Annotated in this window: 19 protein-coding genes; 10 read left to right on the forward strand and 9 right to left on the reverse strand. The window is 36.7% G+C overall.

The annotated features are described in order from the left end of the window. Positions 1-80 precede the first annotated feature (80 nt). A complete protein-coding gene (locus VNJ50_RS02530; RefSeq protein WP_325578747.1) occupies positions 81-443 on the forward strand; it encodes a heavy-metal-associated domain-containing protein in 363 nt (120 codons plus the stop codon). A 100-nt stretch (positions 444-543) separates the two neighbouring features. On the opposite strand, the gene VNJ50_RS02535 is transcribed toward VNJ50_RS02530, so the two are convergent. The 8 genes from VNJ50_RS02535 to miaB form a co-directional block, all read right to left on the reverse strand. Continuing rightward, entirely contained in the window at positions 544-1,428 is an 885-nt protein-coding gene (locus VNJ50_RS02535; RefSeq protein WP_325578749.1) for a ChaN family lipoprotein, read from the reverse strand. Positions 1,429-1,606: 178 nt separating this feature from the next. Further along, positions 1,607-3,232 (reverse strand): chaperonin GroEL, encoded by a 1,626-nt coding sequence (gene groL, locus VNJ50_RS02540; protein WP_325578751.1) that lies wholly within the window; start codon positions 3,230-3,232, stop codon positions 1,607-1,609. Between the two features lie 123 nt (positions 3,233-3,355). Further along, positions 3,356-3,631 carry a co-chaperone GroES gene (locus tag VNJ50_RS02545; RefSeq protein WP_325578753.1) on the reverse strand — a complete coding sequence of 92 codons (276 nt, stop codon included), beginning with the start codon at positions 3,629-3,631 and terminating at the stop codon, positions 3,356-3,358. A 175-nt stretch (positions 3,632-3,806) separates the two neighbouring features. Continuing rightward, complete coding sequence (gene secG, locus VNJ50_RS02550; protein WP_325578755.1) at positions 3,807-4,157, reverse strand: preprotein translocase subunit SecG; 351 nt, start codon at positions 4,155-4,157, stop codon at positions 3,807-3,809. A 3-nt stretch (positions 4,158-4,160) separates the two neighbouring features. Beyond that, on the reverse strand, positions 4,161-5,120 hold the full coding sequence (locus VNJ50_RS02555) for a tetratricopeptide repeat protein (protein ID WP_325578757.1): 960 nt from the start codon (positions 5,118-5,120) through the stop codon (positions 4,161-4,163). Next, positions 5,114-5,620 (reverse strand): LptE family protein, encoded by a 507-nt coding sequence (locus VNJ50_RS02560; RefSeq protein WP_325578759.1) that lies wholly within the window; start codon positions 5,618-5,620, stop codon positions 5,114-5,116. The genes VNJ50_RS02555 and VNJ50_RS02560 overlap by 7 nt, the downstream gene beginning before the upstream one ends. 25 nt (positions 5,621-5,645) lie before the next feature. Further along, on the reverse strand, positions 5,646-6,914 hold the full coding sequence (locus VNJ50_RS02565; protein ID WP_325578761.1) for a sigma-54 dependent transcriptional regulator: 1,269 nt from the start codon (positions 6,912-6,914) through the stop codon (positions 5,646-5,648). Between the two features lie 74 nt (positions 6,915-6,988). After that, a complete protein-coding gene (gene miaB / locus VNJ50_RS02570; RefSeq protein WP_325578763.1) occupies positions 6,989-8,431 on the reverse strand; it encodes a tRNA (N6-isopentenyl adenosine(37)-C2)-methylthiotransferase MiaB in 1,443 nt (480 codons plus the stop codon). Between the two features lie 171 nt (positions 8,432-8,602). On the opposite strand from miaB, the gene VNJ50_RS02575 reads away from it, so the two are divergent. The 8 genes from VNJ50_RS02575 (at position 8,603) to VNJ50_RS02610 (ending at position 19,222) form a co-directional block, all read left to right on the forward strand. Further along, positions 8,603-9,385: a hypothetical protein gene (locus tag VNJ50_RS02575; protein WP_325578765.1), complete on the forward strand. Its 783-nt coding sequence runs from the start codon at positions 8,603-8,605 to the stop codon at positions 9,383-9,385. Between the two features lie 195 nt (positions 9,386-9,580). Further along, positions 9,581-12,094: a type I DNA topoisomerase gene (topA, locus tag VNJ50_RS02580; RefSeq protein WP_325578767.1), complete on the forward strand. Its 2,514-nt coding sequence runs from the start codon at positions 9,581-9,583 to the stop codon at positions 12,092-12,094. Between the two features lie 3 nt (positions 12,095-12,097). Next, positions 12,098-13,264 (forward strand): formimidoylglutamase, encoded by a 1,167-nt coding sequence (locus VNJ50_RS02585; RefSeq protein ID WP_325578768.1) that lies wholly within the window; start codon positions 12,098-12,100, stop codon positions 13,262-13,264. A gap of 164 nt (positions 13,265-13,428) precedes the next feature. Continuing rightward, positions 13,429-14,805: a gliding motility lipoprotein GldK gene (gene gldK, locus VNJ50_RS02590; RefSeq protein WP_414652858.1), complete on the forward strand. Its 1,377-nt coding sequence runs from the start codon at positions 13,429-13,431 to the stop codon at positions 14,803-14,805. A gap of 70 nt (positions 14,806-14,875) precedes the next feature. Next, a complete protein-coding gene (gene gldL, locus VNJ50_RS02595) occupies positions 14,876-15,517 on the forward strand; it encodes a gliding motility protein GldL (RefSeq protein ID WP_325578772.1) in 642 nt (213 codons plus the stop codon). 39 nt (positions 15,518-15,556) lie between these two features. After that, the gene (gene gldM, locus VNJ50_RS02600; RefSeq protein WP_325578773.1) at positions 15,557-17,095 is read left to right on the forward strand and encodes a gliding motility protein GldM; all 1,539 of its coding nucleotides are present in this window, start codon (positions 15,557-15,559) and stop codon (positions 17,093-17,095) included. A gap of 69 nt (positions 17,096-17,164) precedes the next feature. Continuing rightward, positions 17,165-18,064, forward strand: a complete 900-nt coding sequence (gldN, locus tag VNJ50_RS02605) for a gliding motility protein GldN (protein WP_325578775.1) — start codon at positions 17,165-17,167, stop codon at positions 18,062-18,064. Between the two features lie 108 nt (positions 18,065-18,172). Further along, the gene (locus tag VNJ50_RS02610; RefSeq protein ID WP_325578777.1) at positions 18,173-19,222 is read left to right on the forward strand and encodes an FAD-dependent oxidoreductase; all 1,050 of its coding nucleotides are present in this window, start codon (positions 18,173-18,175) and stop codon (positions 19,220-19,222) included. 17 nt (positions 19,223-19,239) lie between these two features. On the opposite strand, the gene VNJ50_RS02615 is transcribed toward VNJ50_RS02610, so the two are convergent. Beyond that, positions 19,240-19,635, reverse strand: a complete 396-nt coding sequence (locus tag VNJ50_RS02615; protein WP_325578779.1) for a DUF983 domain-containing protein — start codon at positions 19,633-19,635, stop codon at positions 19,240-19,242. Positions 19,636-19,720: 85 nt separating this feature from the next. Between VNJ50_RS02615 and VNJ50_RS02620 the strand changes: the two genes are divergently transcribed. Continuing rightward, positions 19,721-21,628 carry an ABC-F family ATP-binding cassette domain-containing protein gene (locus VNJ50_RS02620; protein ID WP_325578781.1) on the forward strand — a complete coding sequence of 636 codons (1,908 nt, stop codon included), beginning with the start codon at positions 19,721-19,723 and terminating at the stop codon, positions 21,626-21,628. Positions 21,629-21,756 lie beyond the last annotated feature (128 nt).

The raw sequence follows: 21,756 nt of genomic DNA on the forward strand, positions 1-21,756 counted from the left end.
AGTGTATTCGTGGCAAAAAAACAAAAACTATCAATTACTAACAGATTCCTTCCTTTGAAGGAATGAAAAAGCAAAGCATCATGAAAAAATTAATTTTTGTATTAACATTATTACTTGGAACCGTAACTTTTGCACAGAATAAAAATGCCAAAGCTACGATAGAAGTGGACGGCGTGTGCAATATGTGCAAGGAGCGTATTGAAAAAGCGGCCATAAAAGCCAAAGGTGTCAAAATTGCCAATTGGGACGTCAATACCCATGAGTTACAATTGATTTTTGACGAACGTAAAACCAGTTTGAAAGCCATCCAACAAAGTATAGCCCAAGCTGGTCACGACACCAAAGAAATTAGGGCTACTGATGAGGCATACTTGAGTTTGCATACCTGTTGTCTATACAGAGATGATGCGGTGAGAGAAGATCATAAAGACAATAAGCAATAATTGATTTTTCACAACATCCTTATGTTTTTAGAGGTTGAAACCTATAAAAGAGCCGGATAGTTTTGGTGTCCGGCTTTTATTTTTTGTAAGATTTTTTAAATTATCCTTTTGTCATCGTCATGCTGTCCGCCACTACAATAATGTAGTTAGCTATCTCGGATTTGTCTTCTTTACTCATCTCATCCCATTCCGATTGCATAAGTGTAGTAATGGATTTGATTTTCAATCCAGGTTGTATTTTGTTAATCCACCAAATAATGCCTTGGTTGTAGTTAGAGTGGTAAGAGCCTTCAAAATGAAATAGAAAATCTCCAGGATTAAAATTTTTAAGAGAAAAATGCGCCATGGTAGCATCTTTTGAAGCCTGTGAAAGTTGGATGTTTAACATATTATCAGGAATGTGGCCACCCATTTTATCGGCCATTTCAGCATAAGCTTTAACAGTTGGGTCGAATAGGGCTTCTAAATCTGGTCCAATCATGGCAAGGGCTTCCGGACTTAATTCTTTTAAAGCATCCATTCCTTTTTTATACAACATTGAAGCATAGCGTCGGGGAATATTAGTAGCAATAAAACGTAAGTTGTGGTCTTTGGCAAAATTGAGCAACGGTTTGTAATCGGTTTTGTAATTGCTCCATAATTGCGTGATTTCAGGAAGCATTTTATCTTCAGGATAAAAGTCGTTCAGATATTCGTCCAAAACCAATTGGTTACCGTTTTCAAACATTTCAGCACCAAAAAACAGTTTTTCTCCTTTAATATCAAAAAAACTTTTGCTCATTTCCAATTGAAGCCAATGCGAAATAGGATTATTATGATATTCACCAAAAAACACCATGTCGCTGTCGGCCAAATCCTTGATCATCTTTTCATAATCTGCGACTTTTCCATTGTTTTTAAAAAGTTGGTAAGCAGGTTTACTTTGGGAAGTTGCTACCGTTGTAAAAGCTAAAATAACGAATGCGATAAGTACTAATTGTTTCATGATATTTAAATGTTTTTAGGTTTATTTCTGAATCGAAGTTTTGATTTTTTCAATTAAATAAATTTAGTACAATCTACAATAAAAAGGTATAATTTTCATGAAATGAAAAACGCCTCAATTTTTGTTGAGGCGTTTTACTAATTTTAAAAGTTTCCTTTTAAGGGCTTTTAGTTGATTTTTACATCATTCCTGGCATACCGCCGCCCATTGGCATTGCAGATGCTTCTTCTTTGATCTCAACCAAAGCACATTCTGTTGTTAAGATCATTCCTGCAACTGATGCTGCATTTTCCAATGCAATACGCGTTACTTTCTTAGGATCGATAATTCCAGCTTTCAACATGTCAACGTAAGTTTCTGTTTTAGCATCAAAACCGAAATCTTTTTTGCCTTCCATAACTTTAGCAACAACTACACTACCTTCGCCACCAGCGTTTTCAACAATAGTACGTAAAGGAGCTTCAACAGCACGTGCTACAATTTGAACACCTGTAGTTTCATCTAAATTTTCGGTAGTTAATGTTGCTAATACTGCTTTTGCTCTTACAAGCGCAACACCTCCACCAGCAACAATACCTTCTTCAACAGCTGCTCTTGTGGCATGCAATGCATCATCAACACGGTCTTTTTTCTCTTTCATTTCAACTTCACTTGCAGCACCTACATAAAGTACGGCAACACCTCCAGCTAATTTTGCCAAACGCTCTTGAAGCTTTTCTTTGTCATAATCAGAGGTTGTTGTTTCAATTTGCGCTTTAATTTGGTTAACTCTAGCTTTGATATCTTCAGCTTTTCCTGAGCCATTAACAATAGTTGTATTGTCTTTGTCAATAGTAATGGTTTCGGCAGTTCCTAACATAGTTAGATCTGCGTTTTCCAATGAAAAACCTCTTTCTTCTGAAATCACAACACCACCGGTTAAGATGGCAATATCTTCTAACATCGCTTTACGACGGTCCCCAAAACCTGGAGCTTTAACCGCTGCAATTTTTAAGCCACCACGTAGTTTGTTTACTACAAGAGTAGCTAAAGCTTGGCCTTCTACATCTTCGGCAATAATCAATAATGGACGACCAGATTGTGCAACCGGTTCTAAGATTGGAAGGATTTCTTGAAGATTTGAAATCTTTTTGTCAAATAATAAGATATACGGATTTTCTAAATCGGCGATCATTTTATCAGCATCCGTAACAAAGTAAGGTGATAAGTAGCCACGGTCAAACTGCATGCCTTCAACGACATCAACATAGGTGTCCAATCCTTTGGCTTCCTCAACGGTGATAACGCCCTCTTTGCCAACTTTAGTAAAAGCTGTAGCTACTAATTCGCCAATAGTATCGTCGTTATTAGCAGAAATAGAAGCCACTTGCTTAATCATTTCTGAAGAATTGCCAACTTTTTTAGTTTGTTTTTCCAGATCGGCAACGATAGCAGCAACTGCTTTGTCAATACCACGTTTCAAATCCATTGGATTAGCTCCAGCAGCTACGTTTTTAAGGCCTTCCTTAACAATGGCTTGTGCCAAAACGGTAGCTGTGGTTGTACCATCTCCAGCCAAATCATTGGTTTTTGAAGCTACTTCCTTAACCATTTGCGCTCCCATATTTTCGAGAGCGTCTTCTAATTCTATTTCTTTTGCAACGCTCACACCATCTTTGGTTACTTGAGGTGCACCAAACGATTTACCAATAATGACATTACGTCCTTTTGGACCTAAAGTTACTTTAACTGCATTGGCCAATGCATCTACACCGCGTCTTAATCCGTCGCGTGCGTCAATATCAAATTTTATATCTTTTGCCATAATTTGAAAAATTTTATGTTGTCATTCCCATTTATTTGGGAATCTTTGAATTTGTTTATTGTTTGTTTTTGAAATTTTCTCCAGATAGTTATAGTTATCTAGATTGAGGAAATAATTTTATTTCTAGACGATTGCCAAGATGTCGCTTTCGCGCATGATGAGGTAGTCTTTGCCTTGAAGTTTTAGTTCTGTTCCGGCATATTTTCCGTAAAGAACAGTTTCACCAACTTTTACGGTCATTGGATTTTTTTTGGTACCTGCACCAACGGCAACAATTTTTCCTTTTTGAGGTTTTTCCTTAGCGTTGTCTGGAATGATAATTCCTGATGCTGTTTTTGTTTCTGCCTCTACAGGTTCAATAAGAACTCTGTCTGCCAATGGCTTAATGTTTAATCCCATAGTTGTATTGTTTGTTTAATTCACGCAATGCGTGATAGGTTAATTATTTTAATTTATTCGGATACAAGATTGCGAAAAATGTGCCATGAGCACTGAACTGACAAAGTTTCAGTAATAAAAAAGTGCCAACAAAATTGTTGGCACTTTTGATATTTTTTAGATCTATTATTCCTTATTATTCGTTTGGAGTTTCAGCAGGTGTTACCGGCTCGGTCGTAACTGGTTTAACGGGTGCAGGCATAGTGCTTGTTGCACCAGGATCCAATGCTTTTGATTCTGAAGTACCAGTTGCACCGTCAATAGCAATGTTTGATACCAATATCAATACCAATAATATTGTTGCTAGAACCCAAGTACTCTTATCTAAAAAGTCGGTTGTTTTCTTAACACCACCCAATTGTTGGGTTCCGCCGCCTCCAAATGAAGAAGATAAACCTCCACCTTTTGGGTTTTGAACCATGACGACTACCACCAATAAAAATGAAACAATGATGATAAGGACTAGAAATATTGTAAACGTACTCATGTGCTATTTGGTATTATTTTCTTGTAATTGTTTTACCGCTTTAATTTGGTCTGCAAAGAAACTACTTTTTTCTGGATATTTCAAAATTAATATTTTATAAGATTGAATTGCTTTGTCATAATTTTTTTGCTCTAAATAGATTCTCGCTAATGTCTCGGTCATTAAACTATCATTTTGGACCAATTTCGGTTTGTCCATATTAATGGTAGGCGTATAGTTTTTAACCGGCTGTATTTTTGGGTTTGATTGTATGAACTTATCAATCAAATCGAACTTTTTTTCAAGTGGTGACTCTATTTTTGATTCTTTAATTATCTCCTCTGTCTGAGGTGGCAAAGTACTAATAGTTTCATCATCCGTTCGACGAATAGGTTTGAAACTCGTAATTGTTAACCATTCTGAAAACGAGCGTGATTCGTTTTTGTCAAATTCCAAAGGTTTGCCAATGCCCAATTGTTCTTCGGGCGATGGCTGGATGTTTTTGAAATCAATATCAATAATACTCTGTTCTTGATTGATGTCAGTTGGTTCAGATGGTTTTTTTTCAAATAAATCTGGATCAAATATGCCTTCACTATCTTGGATATGTTGATCACTAACTACTTCTATCAACACATTTTTGTCCAATGAAATATCATTGGCATCTTTAACTTCAATGTTTTTTAGTAATTCTGTATTTTGCTTGATGAGTCTCGAAACTTCGTTTTGATTAAATGCTTCGGAAGTTATAAAATCAAATAGAATACTTCTATCGGTTGTGTAAGCAGCGGTAACTCTAAGTTCTTGATTGTATTTAAAACTAGCTATTGCTTTTAAACCTTTTAAATAAAGTGCTCTTGCTGGTTGAAAATAGGGGTACTCTGCAACAATGTCACCAATCGTGGAGGTTTGGTCCGATGACAATTGCTCGGGATGGCTAAGCAGGTATGTAAATTCTTGTTTGTTCACTGTATCAACTACCATTTGCCCAATGTGGCGTTTAAAATATCTTGTGTTATGCGTTCAAAAATTTCGTTGATTGCAGTTTCTTTCTGGCCACCAGTTAATTGCGCAGTTCCTGGATAATCATAAAAGAATGAAAATTGTTGATTTAGGTCTTCGTCGGGGTTATTTTTGTCATAATAGCGCAAGCGTACACCAATGGTCAAGCGGTTTTGAGCAGCAGTATTATCGGCCGTTGCCGTTGTTGGTGAAATGCGGTATTCAGTTATTTCTCCTTCATAAGTGATGTCTCCTCCAGAGGTTACCAACTGCAAGCTGGTTTGGTTTTGGATCATATCTGCAAGCATATTTGTAAAAGTACGCTCAATGCCGGGTTCAATTAATGGGGCATCATTTTGAAAATAGTTAACTTGATATGTTCTGGTGCCAGCTGGTAAAGAAATTCCTGTAAAAGAATAATACCCACATCCTGTAAATATGGTAAGACCAATAATAAGGGCTAATGATTTAAGTTTTTTCACTTTTAGTGTTTTGATAACTGATAGCTTATAAATCGAATTGTTTGATTTTTCTATATAATGTACGCTCACTAATGCCAAGTTCGGCGGCGGCTAATTTGCGTTTTCCTTGATGGCGTTCTAATGATTTTTTTATCAATTCCAGTTCTTTGTCATGTAAAGATAAGGTTTCTTCTTCTTCAACTTCTTCCGCAAAATGGTATTTGTCATTGCGATCTTCATGAATTTCGGAAACTGAATTTGTTTTCTCAGGAATTGACAATACTTCAAAATCTTCGATGGCGCCATCATCATAATCTTCAGCTTCGTCACTGCCGTAAATTTTTTGGATCAGGCTTTCATTTTTCTTTTGTACTTCATTAACGTTTCCGCTTTTCATGAGTTCCATGGTCAGTTTCTTTAGGTCGTTAAGATCGTTTTTCATATCGAAAAGCACTTTGTAAAGAATTTCGCGCTCACTGCTAAAATCGCTGTCACTTTTTGAATTTTTAATTACAGCAGGCAAATTATCACCTTGACTTGGCAAATAGCTATTTAAGGTTGCTGCATTTATGGTTCTGGTTTGTTCTAAGACAGATATTTGCTCGGCAGCATTGCGCAATTGCCTGATGTTGCCATTCCATCTGTTTTTTAAAAGTACATCAACGGCTTCATCAGTTAACTTAATGGTTGGCATTTTATATTTTAGAGCAAAATCACTCGCAAACTTTCGGAATAACAAATGGATATCCTCTTTGCGTTCTCTTAACGGAGGCAAATGGATTTCAATAGTGCTCAATCTGTAATAAAGATCTTCCCTGAACTTTTCTTTTTTAATGGCTTCAAACATATTTACGTTTGTGGCCGCTACAATTCTGACATTGGTTTTTTGGACTTTACTGGAACCTACTTTTATGAATTCGCCATTTTCCAAAACACGCAATAAACGAACTTGAGTGGTTAATGGAAGTTCACCAACTTCATCTAAAAAAATAGTACCACCATCGGCCACTTCAAAATAGCCTTCGCGTGTATTTGTCGCGCCCGTAAATGCGCCTTTTTCGTGACCAAAAAGTTCACTGTCAATTGTTCCTTCTGGTATGGCACCGCAGTTAACTGCAATGTATTTGCCATGTTTGCGATGTGATAATTGATGTATGATTTTTGGAATACTTTCTTTACCCACACCACTTTCTCCGGTCACCAAAACCGAAATATCCGTTGGGGCAACTTGAATCGCTTTTTCAATCGCGCGATTGAGTTTTGGGTCATTTCCAATAATTCCGAAACGTTGTTTTATGACTTGAATTGATTCCATTTTAATATTTAAAGTTATAAATCAAGGATGAATTTTGGGATTTGTGATGAAATAATACCGATAAGTTGGTTTTATTATTGGTCGGCGTAGCCAACAGCAATGCCAATTAAAGTAGCACTGGTGCAATCTTTTACGTCAACATTTACCAAATCACCAACCTTGTAATGTTCTTTAGGAAAAACCGCTACAATGTTTTGCGATGTTCTTCCTGACCACTCTTGATCTGATTTTTTTGATTCGCGTTCAATCAAAACTTCAACCGTGGTATTCAAATAGGCTTTTGTTCTGATTTCGCTATGTTCTCTTTGCAATTGGACAATATCATCCAAGCGTCTTTTCTTTACTTCTTCAGGAACGTCATCTTCCAGTTTGCGCTCGGCCAAAGTGCCCGGACGCTCGGAGTAGGTAAACATATAGCCAAAGTTATATTTTACATAGTCCATTAAGCTTAAGGTATCTTGATGGTCGGCTTCAGTTTCTGTCGGGAATCCTGCTATCATATCTTGTGAAATGGCGCACTCAGGGATTATACGTCTGATGTTGTCTATCAATTCAAAATATTCTTCCCTAGTATGCAATCGGTTCATTTCTTTGAGAATACGATTGCTGCCGCTTTGCACGGGTAGGTGGATATGTTTACATATGTTTTTATGTTTTGCCATGGTTTCGATCACGTCCAAAGTTAAATCTTGCGGATTGGAAGTTGAAAACCGAATGCGCATTTTTGGATAGGCTTTTGCACATAAATCCAACAAGTTAGAAAAATTAATAGCTGTTGCTTTTTGGATATCGCTCGCTTTTTCAAAGTCTTTTTTCAATCCGCCGCCATACCATAAATAGCTGTCCACATTCTGGCCTAACAACGTGATTTCTTTAAAACCTTTGTTCCAAAGATCATGGACTTCTTCTAAAATACTTTGCGGGTCCCTGCTGCGTTCGCGACCACGAGTGAACGGCACCACGCAAAATGTGCACATATTATCACAGCCTCTGGTAATGGATACAAAAGCCGAAACACCATTGCTGTTCAATCGAACCGGTGAAATATCACCATAAGTTTCATCTTTACTTAAAATGACGTTAATAGCATCTCGACCTTCGTCAACTTCCGCCAATAAATTGGGGAGGTCTTTGTAAGCATCCGGGCCAACAACAAGATCTACTATTTTTTCTTCTTCTAGAAGTTTGCTTTTTAAACGTTCGGCCATACATCCCAAAACGCCTACTTTCATTTTTGGATTACTGCGTTTTACAGCATTGAATTTCTCCAATCGTTTTCGGATGGTCTGTTCTGCTTTGTCCCTAATGGAACAAGTGTTGATTAAAACCAAATCGGCATCTTCTAATTTTTCTGTAGTGTTGTAGCCTTCTTTATATAATATGGAAGCCACGATTTCGCTATCGCTAAAATTCATGGAACAGCCGTAGCTTTCAATAAAAAGCTTACGTTGATTTTCTTTTTTTTGTTCGAGTATGAGATGTTCGCCTTGCTTACTTTCTATAATAATCTTTTCCATAAGACCTCTAAATCGTCTGTAATTATTTTGTTGTGCCCTGTTGAAAAGGCAGCTGCAAAGATATGATTATTTTTAATGATTGTGACAAAGTGACAGTGTATAAAAATGTTTTGATAATGTTAAAAAATTATGTTTTCTTTGAGCCCAAACTACCTATAAAATAATTACACAATGACCCCATCAGAATTTCAATTAAAAGTTTCAAATGCAAAAGATTTGGATTTTGGAACCATTATTAGCCAATCTATAGAACTATTTAAAAAAAGCTGGCTACAGGGTTTTTTACTTCAGTTGTTTGTCATGATTTTGGTTCTTCCTTTTTTTATTGTACTATATGTACCGATCATTATGTTGGCGGTTTCACAGGCCGAATCTGGAAATTTTGACCCCGATGACATGAATGGTTTATTTGAAGGTTTTTCTGTGCTTTATTTAATTGTGCTTTTTATTGGCATCTTTATTATAGGAGTTGTTCAGGTAGCGCTCACTTCAGCATTTTTCAGAATATTGAAAACACTGGATCAGGGTGGTGAAGTAAAAACTTCAGATTTGTTTTACTTTTTGAAAAAGCAATATGTCGGTAAGATTTTAGTATTGATGCTAGCTTCCATTTTAATTGCGATACCGGCAGTTTTGTTTTTTTACCTTCCATTTATTTATGTCTTTGTGCCCATGTCATTCTTTTTGATTGTTTTTTCTTTTAATCCGGAATGGACTGTTGGTGATGTTGTTGGAAACAGTTTCAGGATCGGAAACAAAAAATGGCTTTTGACTTTTGGTTTGTTTCTGATTAGCTATATGGCTATTACGGTATTGTCTTTTGTGAGTTGTGGTCTTGGAAGTTTGTTTTTGGCGCCATTTTTATACCATCCCATCTATTTTATATATAAGGAAACTATTGGGTTTGATGATGTGAGTGAGTTGGATCAAATAGGTAAAGACACAGTTTTCTAAATCAACCAAAATAAAAGTATTTACTAAGCTTTAGTAATTGTATATTCAAAAATATTTTTTTGTAAAAGCCTGAATTTTCAGGCTTTTTTTGTGGTTATTGAATCATCGTTTAAAGGCATATAAATAGGTTTAAAAAATTTAAATTAGGCTGAATACTATTTTTTCATATACATTTGTACCAACAAAAAATGTAATATGGCGAAAAACTTAGTTATTGTCGAGTCTCCTGCAAAGGCTAAAACAATTGAAAAATTTTTAGGAAAAGAGTATAGAGTAGAGTCCAGTTTTGGGCACATTGCCGATTTGCCTTCTAATGAATTGGGCGTAAATGTTGATGGAGATTTTAAACCAAAATATGAAGTTTCCAAAGATAAAAAAGCAATTGTCAAAAAACTAAAAGATTTGGCAAAAGATGTCGATACCGTTTGGCTGGCCAGTGATGAGGACCGGGAGGGTGAGGCTATTGCTTGGCATTTGGCCGAAGTTTTAAAATTGGACAAGTCAAAAACTAAACGCATTGTTTTTCACGAAATTACAAAAACGGCAATTCAAAAAGCAATTGAAAATCCACGAGATATTGATTACCATTTGGTGGATGCCCAACAAGCACGACGTGTGCTGGATAGGATTGTGGGTTATGAATTGTCGCCGGTGTTGTGGCGCAAGGTAAAGGGCGGATTATCAGCAGGCCGTGTACAATCGGTGGCGGTGCGGTTAATCGTTGAGCGTGAACGCGAAATTCAAGAATTTGTGCCGGTAGCATCTTATAGAATTGACGCCGAATTTAAGAATGAAAACGGTCAGAGTTTTAAGGCAAAACTGCCAAAGAACTTCGCCACCAAAGAAGAGGCATATCAGTTTCTGGAATCTAATGCTGCTGCTGCTTTTAAAGTTGCAGAATTAGATAAAAAACCTGCTAAAAAATCGCCAGCTGCTCCATTTACCACATCTACTTTACAACAAGAAGCATCGCGTAAGCTTTATTTTTCGGTTTCAAAAACCATGACCATGGCGCAACGCTTATATGAAGCGGGTTTGATTACTTATATGAGAACGGATAGCGTTAACTTATCTGACGAAGCACGTAAAGGCGCTGAAGAAAAAATTAAAGACGCTTACGGCGCAAAGTATAGTAAACCTCGTAATTATACCAGTAAAACAAAAGGTGCGCAAGAAGCGCACGAGGCCATTAGACCAACTGATTTTTCAGTGCACTCCGTTGACATTGATAGAGATCAGGCACGGTTATATGATTTGATCTGGAAACGTGCCATCGCATCACAAATGAGTGAAGCTGAATTGGAGCGTACCAATGTGAAAATTAGTGCTAATACTCATAATGAATTGTTTACGGCCAATGGTGAGGTGATTACTTTTGATGGATTCTTAAAAGTCTATCTGGAAGGAACCGACGACGAAGATTCAGAGCAAGATGGCATGTTACCAGCAATGAAAATTAACGAAACGTTGGTCAATTCTTATATTACAGCAACGCAGCGTTACACGCGGCCACCTTATAGATATACCGAAGCATCCTTGGTAAAACAGTTGGAGGAATTAGGTATTGGTCGTCCATCTACTTATGCGCCAACAATTTCGACAATTCAAAATAGAAATTATGTTGAAAAAGGAACCATCGAAGGTGTAGATCGAGATTATACGCAACTGACCTTAAAAGGAGGAAAGTTAAAAGATCAAATTCTTACTGAAAAAGTGGGATCCGATAAAGGAAAACTGGTGCCAACTGATGTTGGAACCATTGTGACTGATTTTTTGGTCAACCATTTTGAGACCATTTTGGATTATAATTTTACGGCAAAGATGGAAGCCGATTTTGACGAAATTGCCGAAGGCAACGAAGACTGGACCAAATTGATGAAAGATTTTTACAAAGATTTTCATCCACAGGTTAAAGATGTTCAAGAAAATGCAGACCGCGAATCGGGTGAGCGTATTTTAGGGAAAGATCCAAAAACAGGACGGCAAGTTAGTGTGCGTTTGGGAAGGTTTGGTCCTATGGTGCAAATCGGAACTGTTGACGAAGAAGAAAAACCTTTGTTTGCCAGTTTATCTCCAGATCAGCAATTAGCCACCATTACTTATGAAGAAGCGATGGATCTTTTTCAACTGCCTAAAACATTGGGTACTTATAATGATGAAACCGTTGAGGTGAATAATGGGCGTTTTGGTCCTTATGTAAAGTATGGCGATAAATTTGTGTCGCTTCCTAAAGGCATGGAGGCTCTGAGTGTTGAACTTGATCTAGCCATTGAGCTAATCAAGGAAAAGGAAAAAGCAGACGCTCCTATATATATGTATAAAGATTTGCCGGTTCAAAAAGGAAAAGGTCGGTTTGGTCCCTTCATTAAATGGAACGAGATGTTCATCAATGTCAATAAAAAATATGATTGGGATAATTTATCCGATTCGGATATTGTTGAATTGATTGAAGACAAAATCCAAAAAGAAATTGATAAGGTAGTCCATAATTGGGAAGAAGAAGGCATTCGTGTGGAAAAAGCGCGTTGGGGAAGGCATAATCTCATAAAAGGTAAGTTGAAAATTGAGCTTCCTAAAACCTTTGATGTTTCAAAATTAACCTTGGAAAATGCTATAGTCATGATTGAAGAAAAAACTCCAAAAAAGAAAGTAGCTAAAAAGAAAGCACCCGCTAAAACAGCAAAGAAAGCAACATCCACTAAGAAATAAGTTATGACGTTTAATTTTTTGTCGCCGGTTTCTGATAAGGTCTTGTCTAGCATTGAGCTTTTGTCATCACAAGCGTTTGGGAATAAATTGAAGATTCATACTGTTCAAGATGGTCTTCCCGACCTTAACGATGTACAGATTGCCATTATTGGTGTTTTAGAAAACAGAAATGATGTTAATTATTCTGGAGAAGATATTCAATTGGATACTATTAGAAATGTGCTTTATAGTTTGTTTCCTGGCAATTGGCACACTCGGGTTGCCGATTTGGGGGACATCCTTAAGGGCGATAGCGTTGAAGATTCCTATTTTGCACTAAAGACAACGGTTGCAGTATTACTCGAAAACCAAATTATCCCTATCATTCTTGGAGGAAGTCAAGATTTGACCTACCCTAATTATAGGGCCTACGATGGTATTTTGCCAATGGTCAATATTGTAAGTGTGGACAGTAATTTTGATTTGGGTGATTCTACTTTGCCTATTAAAAACAATAGTTATTTGGGAAAGATCATATTAGAGCAACCTTATAACTTGTTTAATTATTCGACCATTGGTTATCAAACATATTTTAATTCGCAAGAAGAAATAGATCTTATGGAGAAGCTTCATTTTGAAGCCTATCGATTGGGCGAAATTTCAAAATCTATCAATCTTGTCGAACCGGTCATGCGAGATGCCCATATTGTGAGTATCGATTTAAAGGCGGTCAAAGCCTCTGAAGTGTCTTCAAAACAAAAATATTCGCCGAACGGATTGGACGGAAAAGAAATTTGTGCCATTGCTAGATATGCTGGAATAAGTAATAAAGTGTCCTCATTTGGTGTGTATGAGTATCAGCGTTCAAAAGACGACCAAATCACCTCAATGCTTGTGGCACAAATGTTATGGTACTTTATTGAAGGTGTTAATTGTAGGGTTAAGGAAGATCCTTTAAAAGACGAGCATAACTATCAGAAATTCAATGTTTTGATTGAAGATGATGAGCTAATATTCTATAAAAGCATAAAAACAGGCCGCTGGTGGATTGAAATTCCGTTTTTGCCAGAGGTTAATAATAAATTGAAACAGCATACGTTATTACCATGTATGCATGAAGATTACACCGAAGCTATGCAAGGAAAAATACCAGAAAGATGGTATAAAGCCTATAGGAAAAACAGCTTCTAGTTGCTAGTGTAAACGGTTTTTCATCGATGAAACGCCCTCTTTTTAGGATGAAATGCAAAAAAAAGTAAAAAAAAATTGTTTTTTAAAAAATATATAGATATGTTTACTCCCTCAAAAATTAGTAACTCAAATTTTACTACTAAATAATTTAACCTCGAGTTTTTATGAATATGAAGAAGTTCGCTTTATTAACCGCTGTTTTAGCTCTATTGGCAAGTTGTAATTCTGGAGACAGAGGAGAACTGGTTGGAGTTAAAGGAAAGAAATGGCATCCAGAAAAACCTTACGGAATGACACTTGTCCCAGGTGGTTCATTCATCATGGGTAAATCGGATGATGATTTGGCTGGTATCCACGATGCGCCAACCAAAACTGCAACTGTTAGGGCCTTTTACATGGACGAAACTGAAATCACAAATAGTGAGTACCGTCAGTTTGTCAACTGGGTAAGAGATTCTATCATCAGAACAAAATTGGCTATTATGGCCGATGAGATTGGTGAAACGCCCGGAAATGGTGGCATTGGAGAATTTGCGTTTAGAGATGCAGATCCTGAAAAAATGACTGTCTATGAAAAGTACATGTACGATAATTATAGTGGTTTAGGACCAACCGGCTTTGAGGGTCGACCTTTAAACAAAAAGGTGAAGCTCATTTTTGATACTAGTAAGTATCCGGATGAGTATTATGCTGAGGTAATGGATACCATGTATTTGTCATTGGAAGAATCGTATAACGGACAACGTACCTGGGACGTTACAAAATTTAAGTATAAATATACTGAAATGGATATCCAAAAAGCGGCCAAAAACAGAAACTTAAAGCGTAAAGATGCTTTGATGACTCAAGAAATTCAAATTTATCCGGATACAACCGTGTGGATTAGAGATTTCGCGTATTCCTATAATGAGCCAATGCACAATGATTATTTTTGGCACGAAGCTTATGGCGCCTATCCAGTTGTAGGAGTGTCTTGGAAACAGGCCAATGCATTTTGTAACTGGAGGACTTTATATAAAAATGCCTATCAAAAAAGTAAAGGTGCACGAAATGTAAACTCATTCAGATTGCCTTCAGAGGCGGAGTGGGAATATGCGGCCAGAGGTGGTTTACAAGGTGCAACATTCCCATGGGGAGGACCTTATGCTAAAGACGATAGAGGTTGTTTCTTGGCAAACTTTAAACCATTGCGTGGCGATTATGCAGCAGATATGGCACTCTATACTGTTGAAGCAAAATCATATGAGCCTAATGATTTTAACCTATACAACATGGCGGGTAACGTATCCGAATGGGTACAAGGATCATATGACCCGGCATCTTATGAATATATGTCAACCATCAATCCTAACGTGAATGATCCTGATAACCAACGTAAAGTGGTAAGAGGTGGTTCATGGAAAGATGTTGCTTATTTCCTACAGGTAAGTTCAAGAGACTATGAATATGCCGACTCTTCACGTAGCTATATTGGCTTCAGAACCGTACAAGATTATATGGGAACTGATATCACAGCTAATGCAGCTACAAATAAAAACTAGTATTTTATTAACCAAAACTAAATATTTAATCTACTTAAAGAATTTTTAACTTAACTAAAAAACAGAAATTATGGCACAATCACGAGTAAGAAAAAGAATTATGGTAATGACCTATGGTCTAGGCGCCGCTGTAGTAATCCTAGGAGCATTATTTAAATTGATGCACTGGCCTTTCGGTAACGAAATGTTAATTATCGGTTTAGTTGTAGAATCGATAGTATTCGCAGTATCCGCATTTGAACCCATTGAAGATGATTTAGATTGGTCATTGGTATATCCTGAATTAGCGGGAGGTCCAGCCAATAACAATAAGAAAGTAGCAGCATTAGAGCCTAAGGACGCAGAAGGTCTTTTGTCTAAAAAATTAGACGAGTTACTTAAAGATGCCAAAATTGATGGTGAGCTTATGGCCAGCCTGGGCAATAGCATTAAAAACTTTGAAGGTGCTGCCAAAGGCATTAGCCCTACGGTAGATTCAATGGCTGCAACCAGAAAATACAGTGAAGAAATGTCATTGGCGGCTGCACAAATGGAATCATTGAACAGTTTGTATAAAGTTCAAATGGAATCTGCAACCCGTCAAGCGGCAATCAATGAGGAAGCTGTTGAAAATGCAGCAAAACTTAAAGATCAAATGCAATCTTTAGCGTCTAACTTATCATCATTAAATGGTGTTTATGGAGGAATGCTTTCTGCGATGAACAGAAACTAATTAGTAGTCATATAAACCAACAATTAAAACTAATTAGAAATGGCAGGAGGAAAACAGTCCCCGAGACAGAAAATGATTAACCTTATGTATTTGGTGTTCATCGCAATGATGGCACTTAATATGTCAAAAGAAGTGCTCTCGGCATTTGGGTTAATGAACGAAAGAATCAGTGATTCTAACGCATCGGCTACGGTTCGTAACAATGCATTTATGCAAGGATTGGCAGATAAAGTTGCTGAACAACCGGCAAAATATCAGCCTATAAAAGCAAAGGCCGATCAGATTGATCAACTTTCATCAACATTTAATAACTATATAGAAGGTGTTAAAACAGAAATGTTGAAAACTGTTAAAGATCCATCAAATTATGAGGAAATGGATAGAACAGATCACTTGGATCAGAAATGGTTCAGCGCTGATAATATGAGTAAAGATGGCCAGGAGTTTTTGAATCAAATCAAAGCTTATAGAGAAGGCGTTATCCAAGTATTAGGTGAAGAGAATAAAGATATCCAAGCCGATATCATGAAGAAATTTGCGACTGATGATGTCAAAACATCTGAAGGTATCACCAAAGGATGGTTAAACTATCATTTTGCAGGTTTCCCAATGGTAGCTTCATTAACGAAGCTTACACAGATGCAAGCCGATGTTAAAACGATTGAGTCTGAAGTATTGTCTTCGATGTTAGCCGGTGAGCAGGTTAAACAATTATCCATGAGAAATTACTCGGCAATTGTAATTCCTGAAAAAACAGCATTCTTTAGTGGTGAAAACTTCAAAGGAAAAGTAGTTTTAGGACGTTTTGACAATACACTTAATTTTGAAAACGTTGTGATCAACGGAAACAAATTAGAGAATATTGAAGGCGGCCAAGTTGTGCTAGATTTCCCTGCAGGTGCAGTGGGTGAGCGTGACATTAAAGGTACTTTACAGTTTAAGGAAGGCGACGAAATTGTTGATATTCCTATTGTAAGCAAATATGCCGTAGTTCCTAAACCAAACTCAGCAACAATTTCAGCAGATAAGATGAATGTGGTTTACCGTGGTGTTGATAACCCAATGACTATTTCGTTTGCAGGTGTTTCAGATAATAATGTAAATGCTACTGCTCCTGGATTGTCAAAAGGATCAGGCACTGGTAAGTATGTTATGAGACCGGGGGCTGGTAAAGAAGTGACGATTAATGTTGTGGGAAAACTGCCTGATGGAAGTTCAGTGAGCGACAAATCGACCTTTAGAATCAAGGATATCCCTAAACCAGCTGGTACCATTGCAGGGCAAGCTGATAACGTAAGTTTACCTAAAAACAATGTTGAAATTGCAACAGTCGCTGCTAAATTATTTGATTTTGATTTTGATTTAGATATTAATGTAACATCATTCAAAATTAAAGTTCCTGGACAACCAACAGTAAGTGTTAATGGCAACCGGATGAGTGACCAAGCGAAAAACGCTTTACGTAAAGCACCTCGTGGAGAGTCTGTACAAATTTTCGATATCAAATCAGAAATCAAAGGAAATAGTAGTATTAAATTGCTTCCAGCGTCGCCAGTGTTTATTGAAATATCAAACTAATATACTATTGGTAGCGTTGTAACGTTGAACATAACAATGTAGGTAATGTCCCAAATAATAATTAAAAATATGAAATTAAAATATTGTTTATTAACCGTTTTAAGTATTGGCTTTGCCGTGAGTTCATTTGGACAAGCAAACTTGCTCAATGCAAAAACACCCGATGAAATTGGTGTAAAATCTGATGCCCAAAAGGCTCTGGATAACGACAGACCGCTTGAATACGGTTATGTTGATGATAGGGATATCATGTTTTCAAAAATGACCTGGGAAAAAGTGGTTCTTGACGAACGTGTCAACTTCCCTTTATATTACCCAATTGACACCAATAATATTGGCCCGGAAAGACGCTCTTTATTTGACGTATTATGGAAAAACGTAAGAGAAGGGAAAATTCAAAATGTTTATGACGACTCTTACTTTACCGTTAAACGTCAATTGGGAGATATCCAAGCTACCATGTCAAAAGTTGATACTTTAGATATTGGATACCAACAATATAACTCTGAAGGCTTTGTATCGCCGGAATATATCGTAAAAAGAGATATTCAAGCGTATGACATCAGTGCCTACCTTATTAAAGGATTGTGGTATTTTGACAAACGTCAAGGCGAATTGAAATACAGACTTTTAGGAATTGCACCAGCGGCACCGGATGTTAACTTTATTGACTCAGACAATGAAGCCAATAAAGAGCCTATCGCTTTGTTCTGGGTGTTTTATCCAGAAGTTAGAAATGTGTTGCACGAAGCCAAAGCGTTCAATAACCAAAATAGCGCGATGCCTTTCTCATTTGACCATTTGTTGAATTCTCGACGATTCAACGGTTATATGTATAAGGAAGAAAACGTGTATGGTGACCGAGAAGTGAGCGAGTACATTGCTGAAAACGCCTTGATGCAGCTCATGGAATCTGACCGAATTAAAGAAAAGATTCGTGATTTTGAACAAGATATGTGGGCATATTAATTGCTCCTCATTAAAATTAATTAGAAACGCCCGCTCAAAAGTGGGCGTTTTTTGGTTTAAAATAAATTCTAAATAGAGGATTGAACTTAGAATTGTATTTTTGCGATTATGGAAGAAGTTGATTATATCATTGTAGGTTGTGGACTGGCAGGTGTGTCTTTTTGTGAACAACTAAGAGCACATAATAAATCGTTTGTAGTCTTTAACGACGATTCTCAGCAATCGTCGGTCGTTGCTGCAGGTTTGTATAATCCGGTTATATTAAAACGCTTTACTGGCGTTTGGAAAGCCAAAGAACAATTGAAAATGGCCAAGCTGTTTTATGCAGAACTTGAAACCTTGTTAGGTGTTAAACTCGATTATGAATTGCCGCTTTATAGAAAATTTGCATCTATTGAAGAACAAAACGAATGGTTTAATGCTTCTGATAAACCAACTTTAGAAGCATACCTGTTTCCGAAAATTGTAAAAAATGACAATCCATTTGTTAATGCATCTTTTGGTTTTGGAAAGGTTCTGGAAACCGGTCGGTTGGATACGTCTGCTTTGTTAAAACACTATATACTTTATTTAAAGAGTATCGATTCTTATCAAAATGAATCGTTTGATTATTCTGTTTTGAATATTCAGGACAATGTCATCATGTACAAAAATATTCGTAGCAGAGTCATTGTTTTTGCCGAAGGATTTGGCATGGTCAAAAATCCATATTTTAAAAATCTACCATTGAATGTTGCCAAAGGAGAAGTTCTAACTATAAAAGCTCCCGATTTAAAAATTGATTTTATATTAAAATCTTCGGTATTTGTGGTTCCAGAAGGCGATGATCTTTATTCGGTGGGTGCCACTTATAATTGGGAAGATAAAACCAATGAGGCAACTGAAGCTGCAAAAGATGAATTGCTAACCAAGTTAAACGAACTTATCAGCTGTGATTATGAGGTGGTCCACCAAGTGGCGGGTATTCGTCCAACCGTTAAAGATAGACGACCTATTGTTGGGTCACATACAGATTACAAAAACGTAGTTATCTTAAATGGATTGGGAACGCGTGGTGTGATGATCGGGCCTTATGTCGCCAAACAATTATATGACCATTTAGAGCATAATTTACCTTTGGAATCTGAAATCGATATCGAACGTTTTCAGTCCCGATAAATTCCTTTGATTTTAAATTATTGATGAACTTGTTTGTCAACTAAATTTTTATCCACATGGATAAAAATATTGACCCAAATCGTTCTGGAAATACGCATTATAAATGGCATAAATACAACAAGTGTGGCAATAATGGCAATAAATGCCGTATTTAAAGAAGAACTGAAAATAAAGTAACTTATAATAAATGCAGCAACGGCAAAAGCAATTCCAACACCATAACTAACATACATGGATCCAAAAAAGAAAGAGGGTTCCAAGCGGTATTTGGTTTGACAATGCGAACATTTTTCCTTTACTTTTAAAGTATCTCTTAAATTATATGGATTCGGATTGACATACATTGATTCCATATTGCATTTTGGGCAAGTATCGGTTAATATACTATATAGTTTAGTTCCTTTTTTTATCATGGTTTTTGATTACTTTTGCGTTTTCAAATAAAACACAAAGTTAAGATTTTTAAAATCAATAACTTGTTGCAATACTCCTAAAATAATGCTCAATATACATAATCTTTCTATTTCTTTTCAGGGCGAATTTCTTTTTGAAGACATCACTTTCAGGCTTGGTGCCGGAGATAGAATTGGACTTATCGGCAAAAATGGTGCTGGCAAATCAACCATGCTCAAAATTCTTTCAAAAGAAATGGAGCCAGATACTGGTCAAATTGCTGCTGATAAAAATTTGAGTATCGGATTTCTAAAACAAGATATTGATTTCGTTTTAGGAAGAACTGTTCTTGAAGAAGCTTACGAGGCCTTTGAAGAAATCAGAATGCTGGAAGCCAAAATAGATGATATTAATCATCAGTTAGTGGAGCGAACCGATTATGAAAGTGAAATATACCATCAGCTCATGGTCGATTTGAATGATGTTCAGCATCAATATGAAATCATAGGCGGTTATAATTATCAAGGTGAAACAGAGAAAATCCTTCAAGGTTTGGGTTTTAAACGCGAAGATTTTAATAAACTTACTGATACGTTTTCCGGTGGATGGCGCATGCGTATTGAACTCGCCAAACTATTATTGCAAAACAATGATATTCTACTTTTGGACGAGCCAACCAACCATTTGGATATTGAATCTATTATTTGGTTGGAAGGTTTCTTGAAGACCTATATTGGCGCAGTAGTTATTGTGTCGCACGATAAAATGTTTTTGGATAATGTCACCAATCGGACGATAGAAATTTCGCTTGGACGAATTTACGATTATAAAAAACCATATTCGCAATATTTGGTGCTTCGCAATGAAATCAAAGAGCAGCAACTCGCTTCACAAAAAAATCAGCAAAAGCAGATTGAACAAACCGAAAAGTTGATTGAAAAATTTAGAGCAAAAGCATCTAAAGCGACTATGGCACAATCGCTCATTAAAAAACTCGACCGCATGGATCGGATTGAAGTTGATGAGGATGATAACAGTGTGATGACGCTTAACTTTCCCGTATCTGTTATTCCCGGAAAAGTAGTGGTTGAAGCACATCATATTTCAAAAAAATATGGCGATTTAAGAGTCCTTAGCAATATTGATCTTAATGTTGAGCGCGAAAGTAAAATTGCATTTGTAGGTCAAAACGGTCAAGGTAAATCTACGTTGGCTAAAATCATTGTTGGTGAGCTCAAGCACGAAGGCCATTTGAAACTTGGCCATAATGTGCAGATTGGATATTTTGCCCAAAACCAAGCCGAGTATTTAGATGGTAATAAAACCGTACTCGACACTATGATAGATGCTGCCAATGAAAAGAATAGAAGTAAGGTGCGTGATATTTTAGGATCGTTTTTGTTTAGGGGCGATGAGGTCGAAAAATATGTAAAAGTACTTTCGGGTGGTGAACGAAACCGCTTGGCATTGGCCAAATTATTATTACAGCCCTTCAACGTATTGGTCATGGATGAGCCGACCAACCATTTGGATATCAAATCGAAAAATGTGTTGAAAGAAGCTTTGAAGCGTTTTGAAGGTACGTTGATTTTGGTGTCGCACGATAGAGATTTTCTTCAAGGATTGACCAAAAGTGTTTATGAGTTTAAAGATCAAAAAATCAAAGAGTATTTAGGAGATATTGATTTTTATCTGGAACAGCGCAATGTCGAAAATTTACGTGAGGTTGAAAAGCGCGATGTGGTTAAAGAAGTGCCTAAAGAAACCAATAAACAATCGTACGAAGATCAAAGAAAATCAAAATCCCTGAACAATAAGTTGAGTAATATTGAAGCTGAAATAAGCCAATATGAAAAGGAAATTAAGGTCATGGATGTTAATCTCGAAACAGATTACGACAAAACGGTTGCTGATCCTAAGTTTTTTGAACGCTACGAATTCAAAAAGAAAAAACTGAATGCCTTAATGACCGAATGGGAAACTATTCATGAAGAGCTTGAAGCTATTGGGTAAAAATTTTTTACTAAGGTCCTACTAAAAACTGCTATTATTCTCCGTTTCAACATTAAAGTATTGTAAAATAAGAAGTTGTCATTATTGATATCAGCCTCTTTTTTATAATTATCTTTGTATCCTTGTAA

It is taken from the genome of Gelidibacter sp. (assembly GCF_035577925.1).
In the GTDB taxonomy this organism is placed as follows: domain Bacteria; phylum Bacteroidota; class Bacteroidia; order Flavobacteriales; family Flavobacteriaceae; genus Gelidibacter.

Bases quoted from the DNA above. Each gene is read 5' to 3' on its own strand.
- VNJ50_RS02530 (WP_325578747.1), top strand. From the start codon at position 81: ATGAAAAAATTAATTTTTGTATTAACATTATTACTTGGAACCGTAACT.
- VNJ50_RS02535 (WP_325578749.1), bottom strand. From the start codon at position 1,428: ATGAAACAATTAGTACTTATCGCATTCGTTATTTTAGCTTTTACAACG.
- groL (WP_325578751.1), bottom strand. From the start codon at position 3,232: ATGGCAAAAGATATAAAATTTGATATTGACGCACGCGACGGATTAAGA.
- VNJ50_RS02545 (WP_325578753.1), bottom strand. From the start codon at position 3,631: ATGGGATTAAACATTAAGCCATTGGCAGACAGAGTTCTTATTGAACCT.
- secG (WP_325578755.1), bottom strand. From the start codon at position 4,157: ATGAGTACGTTTACAATATTTCTAGTCCTTATCATCATTGTTTCATTT.
- VNJ50_RS02555 (WP_325578757.1), bottom strand. From the start codon at position 5,120: ATGGTAGTTGATACAGTGAACAAACAAGAATTTACATACCTGCTTAGC.
- VNJ50_RS02565 (WP_325578761.1), bottom strand. From the start codon at position 6,914: ATGGAATCAATTCAAGTCATAAAACAACGTTTCGGAATTATTGGAAAT.
- miaB (WP_325578763.1), bottom strand. From the start codon at position 8,431: ATGGAAAAGATTATTATAGAAAGTAAGCAAGGCGAACATCTCATACTC.
- VNJ50_RS02575 (WP_325578765.1), top strand. From the start codon at position 8,603: ATGACCCCATCAGAATTTCAATTAAAAGTTTCAAATGCAAAAGATTTG.
- topA (WP_325578767.1), top strand. From the start codon at position 9,581: ATGGCGAAAAACTTAGTTATTGTCGAGTCTCCTGCAAAGGCTAAAACA.
- VNJ50_RS02585 (WP_325578768.1), top strand. From the start codon at position 12,098: ATGACGTTTAATTTTTTGTCGCCGGTTTCTGATAAGGTCTTGTCTAGC.
- gldK (WP_414652858.1), top strand. From the start codon at position 13,429: ATGAATATGAAGAAGTTCGCTTTATTAACCGCTGTTTTAGCTCTATTG.
- gldL (WP_325578772.1), top strand. From the start codon at position 14,876: ATGGCACAATCACGAGTAAGAAAAAGAATTATGGTAATGACCTATGGT.
- gldM (WP_325578773.1), top strand. From the start codon at position 15,557: ATGGCAGGAGGAAAACAGTCCCCGAGACAGAAAATGATTAACCTTATG.
- gldN (WP_325578775.1), top strand. From the start codon at position 17,165: ATGAAATTAAAATATTGTTTATTAACCGTTTTAAGTATTGGCTTTGCC.
- VNJ50_RS02610 (WP_325578777.1), top strand. From the start codon at position 18,173: ATGGAAGAAGTTGATTATATCATTGTAGGTTGTGGACTGGCAGGTGTG.
- VNJ50_RS02615 (WP_325578779.1), bottom strand. From the start codon at position 19,635: ATGATAAAAAAAGGAACTAAACTATATAGTATATTAACCGATACTTGC.
- VNJ50_RS02620 (WP_325578781.1), top strand. From the start codon at position 19,721: ATGCTCAATATACATAATCTTTCTATTTCTTTTCAGGGCGAATTTCTT.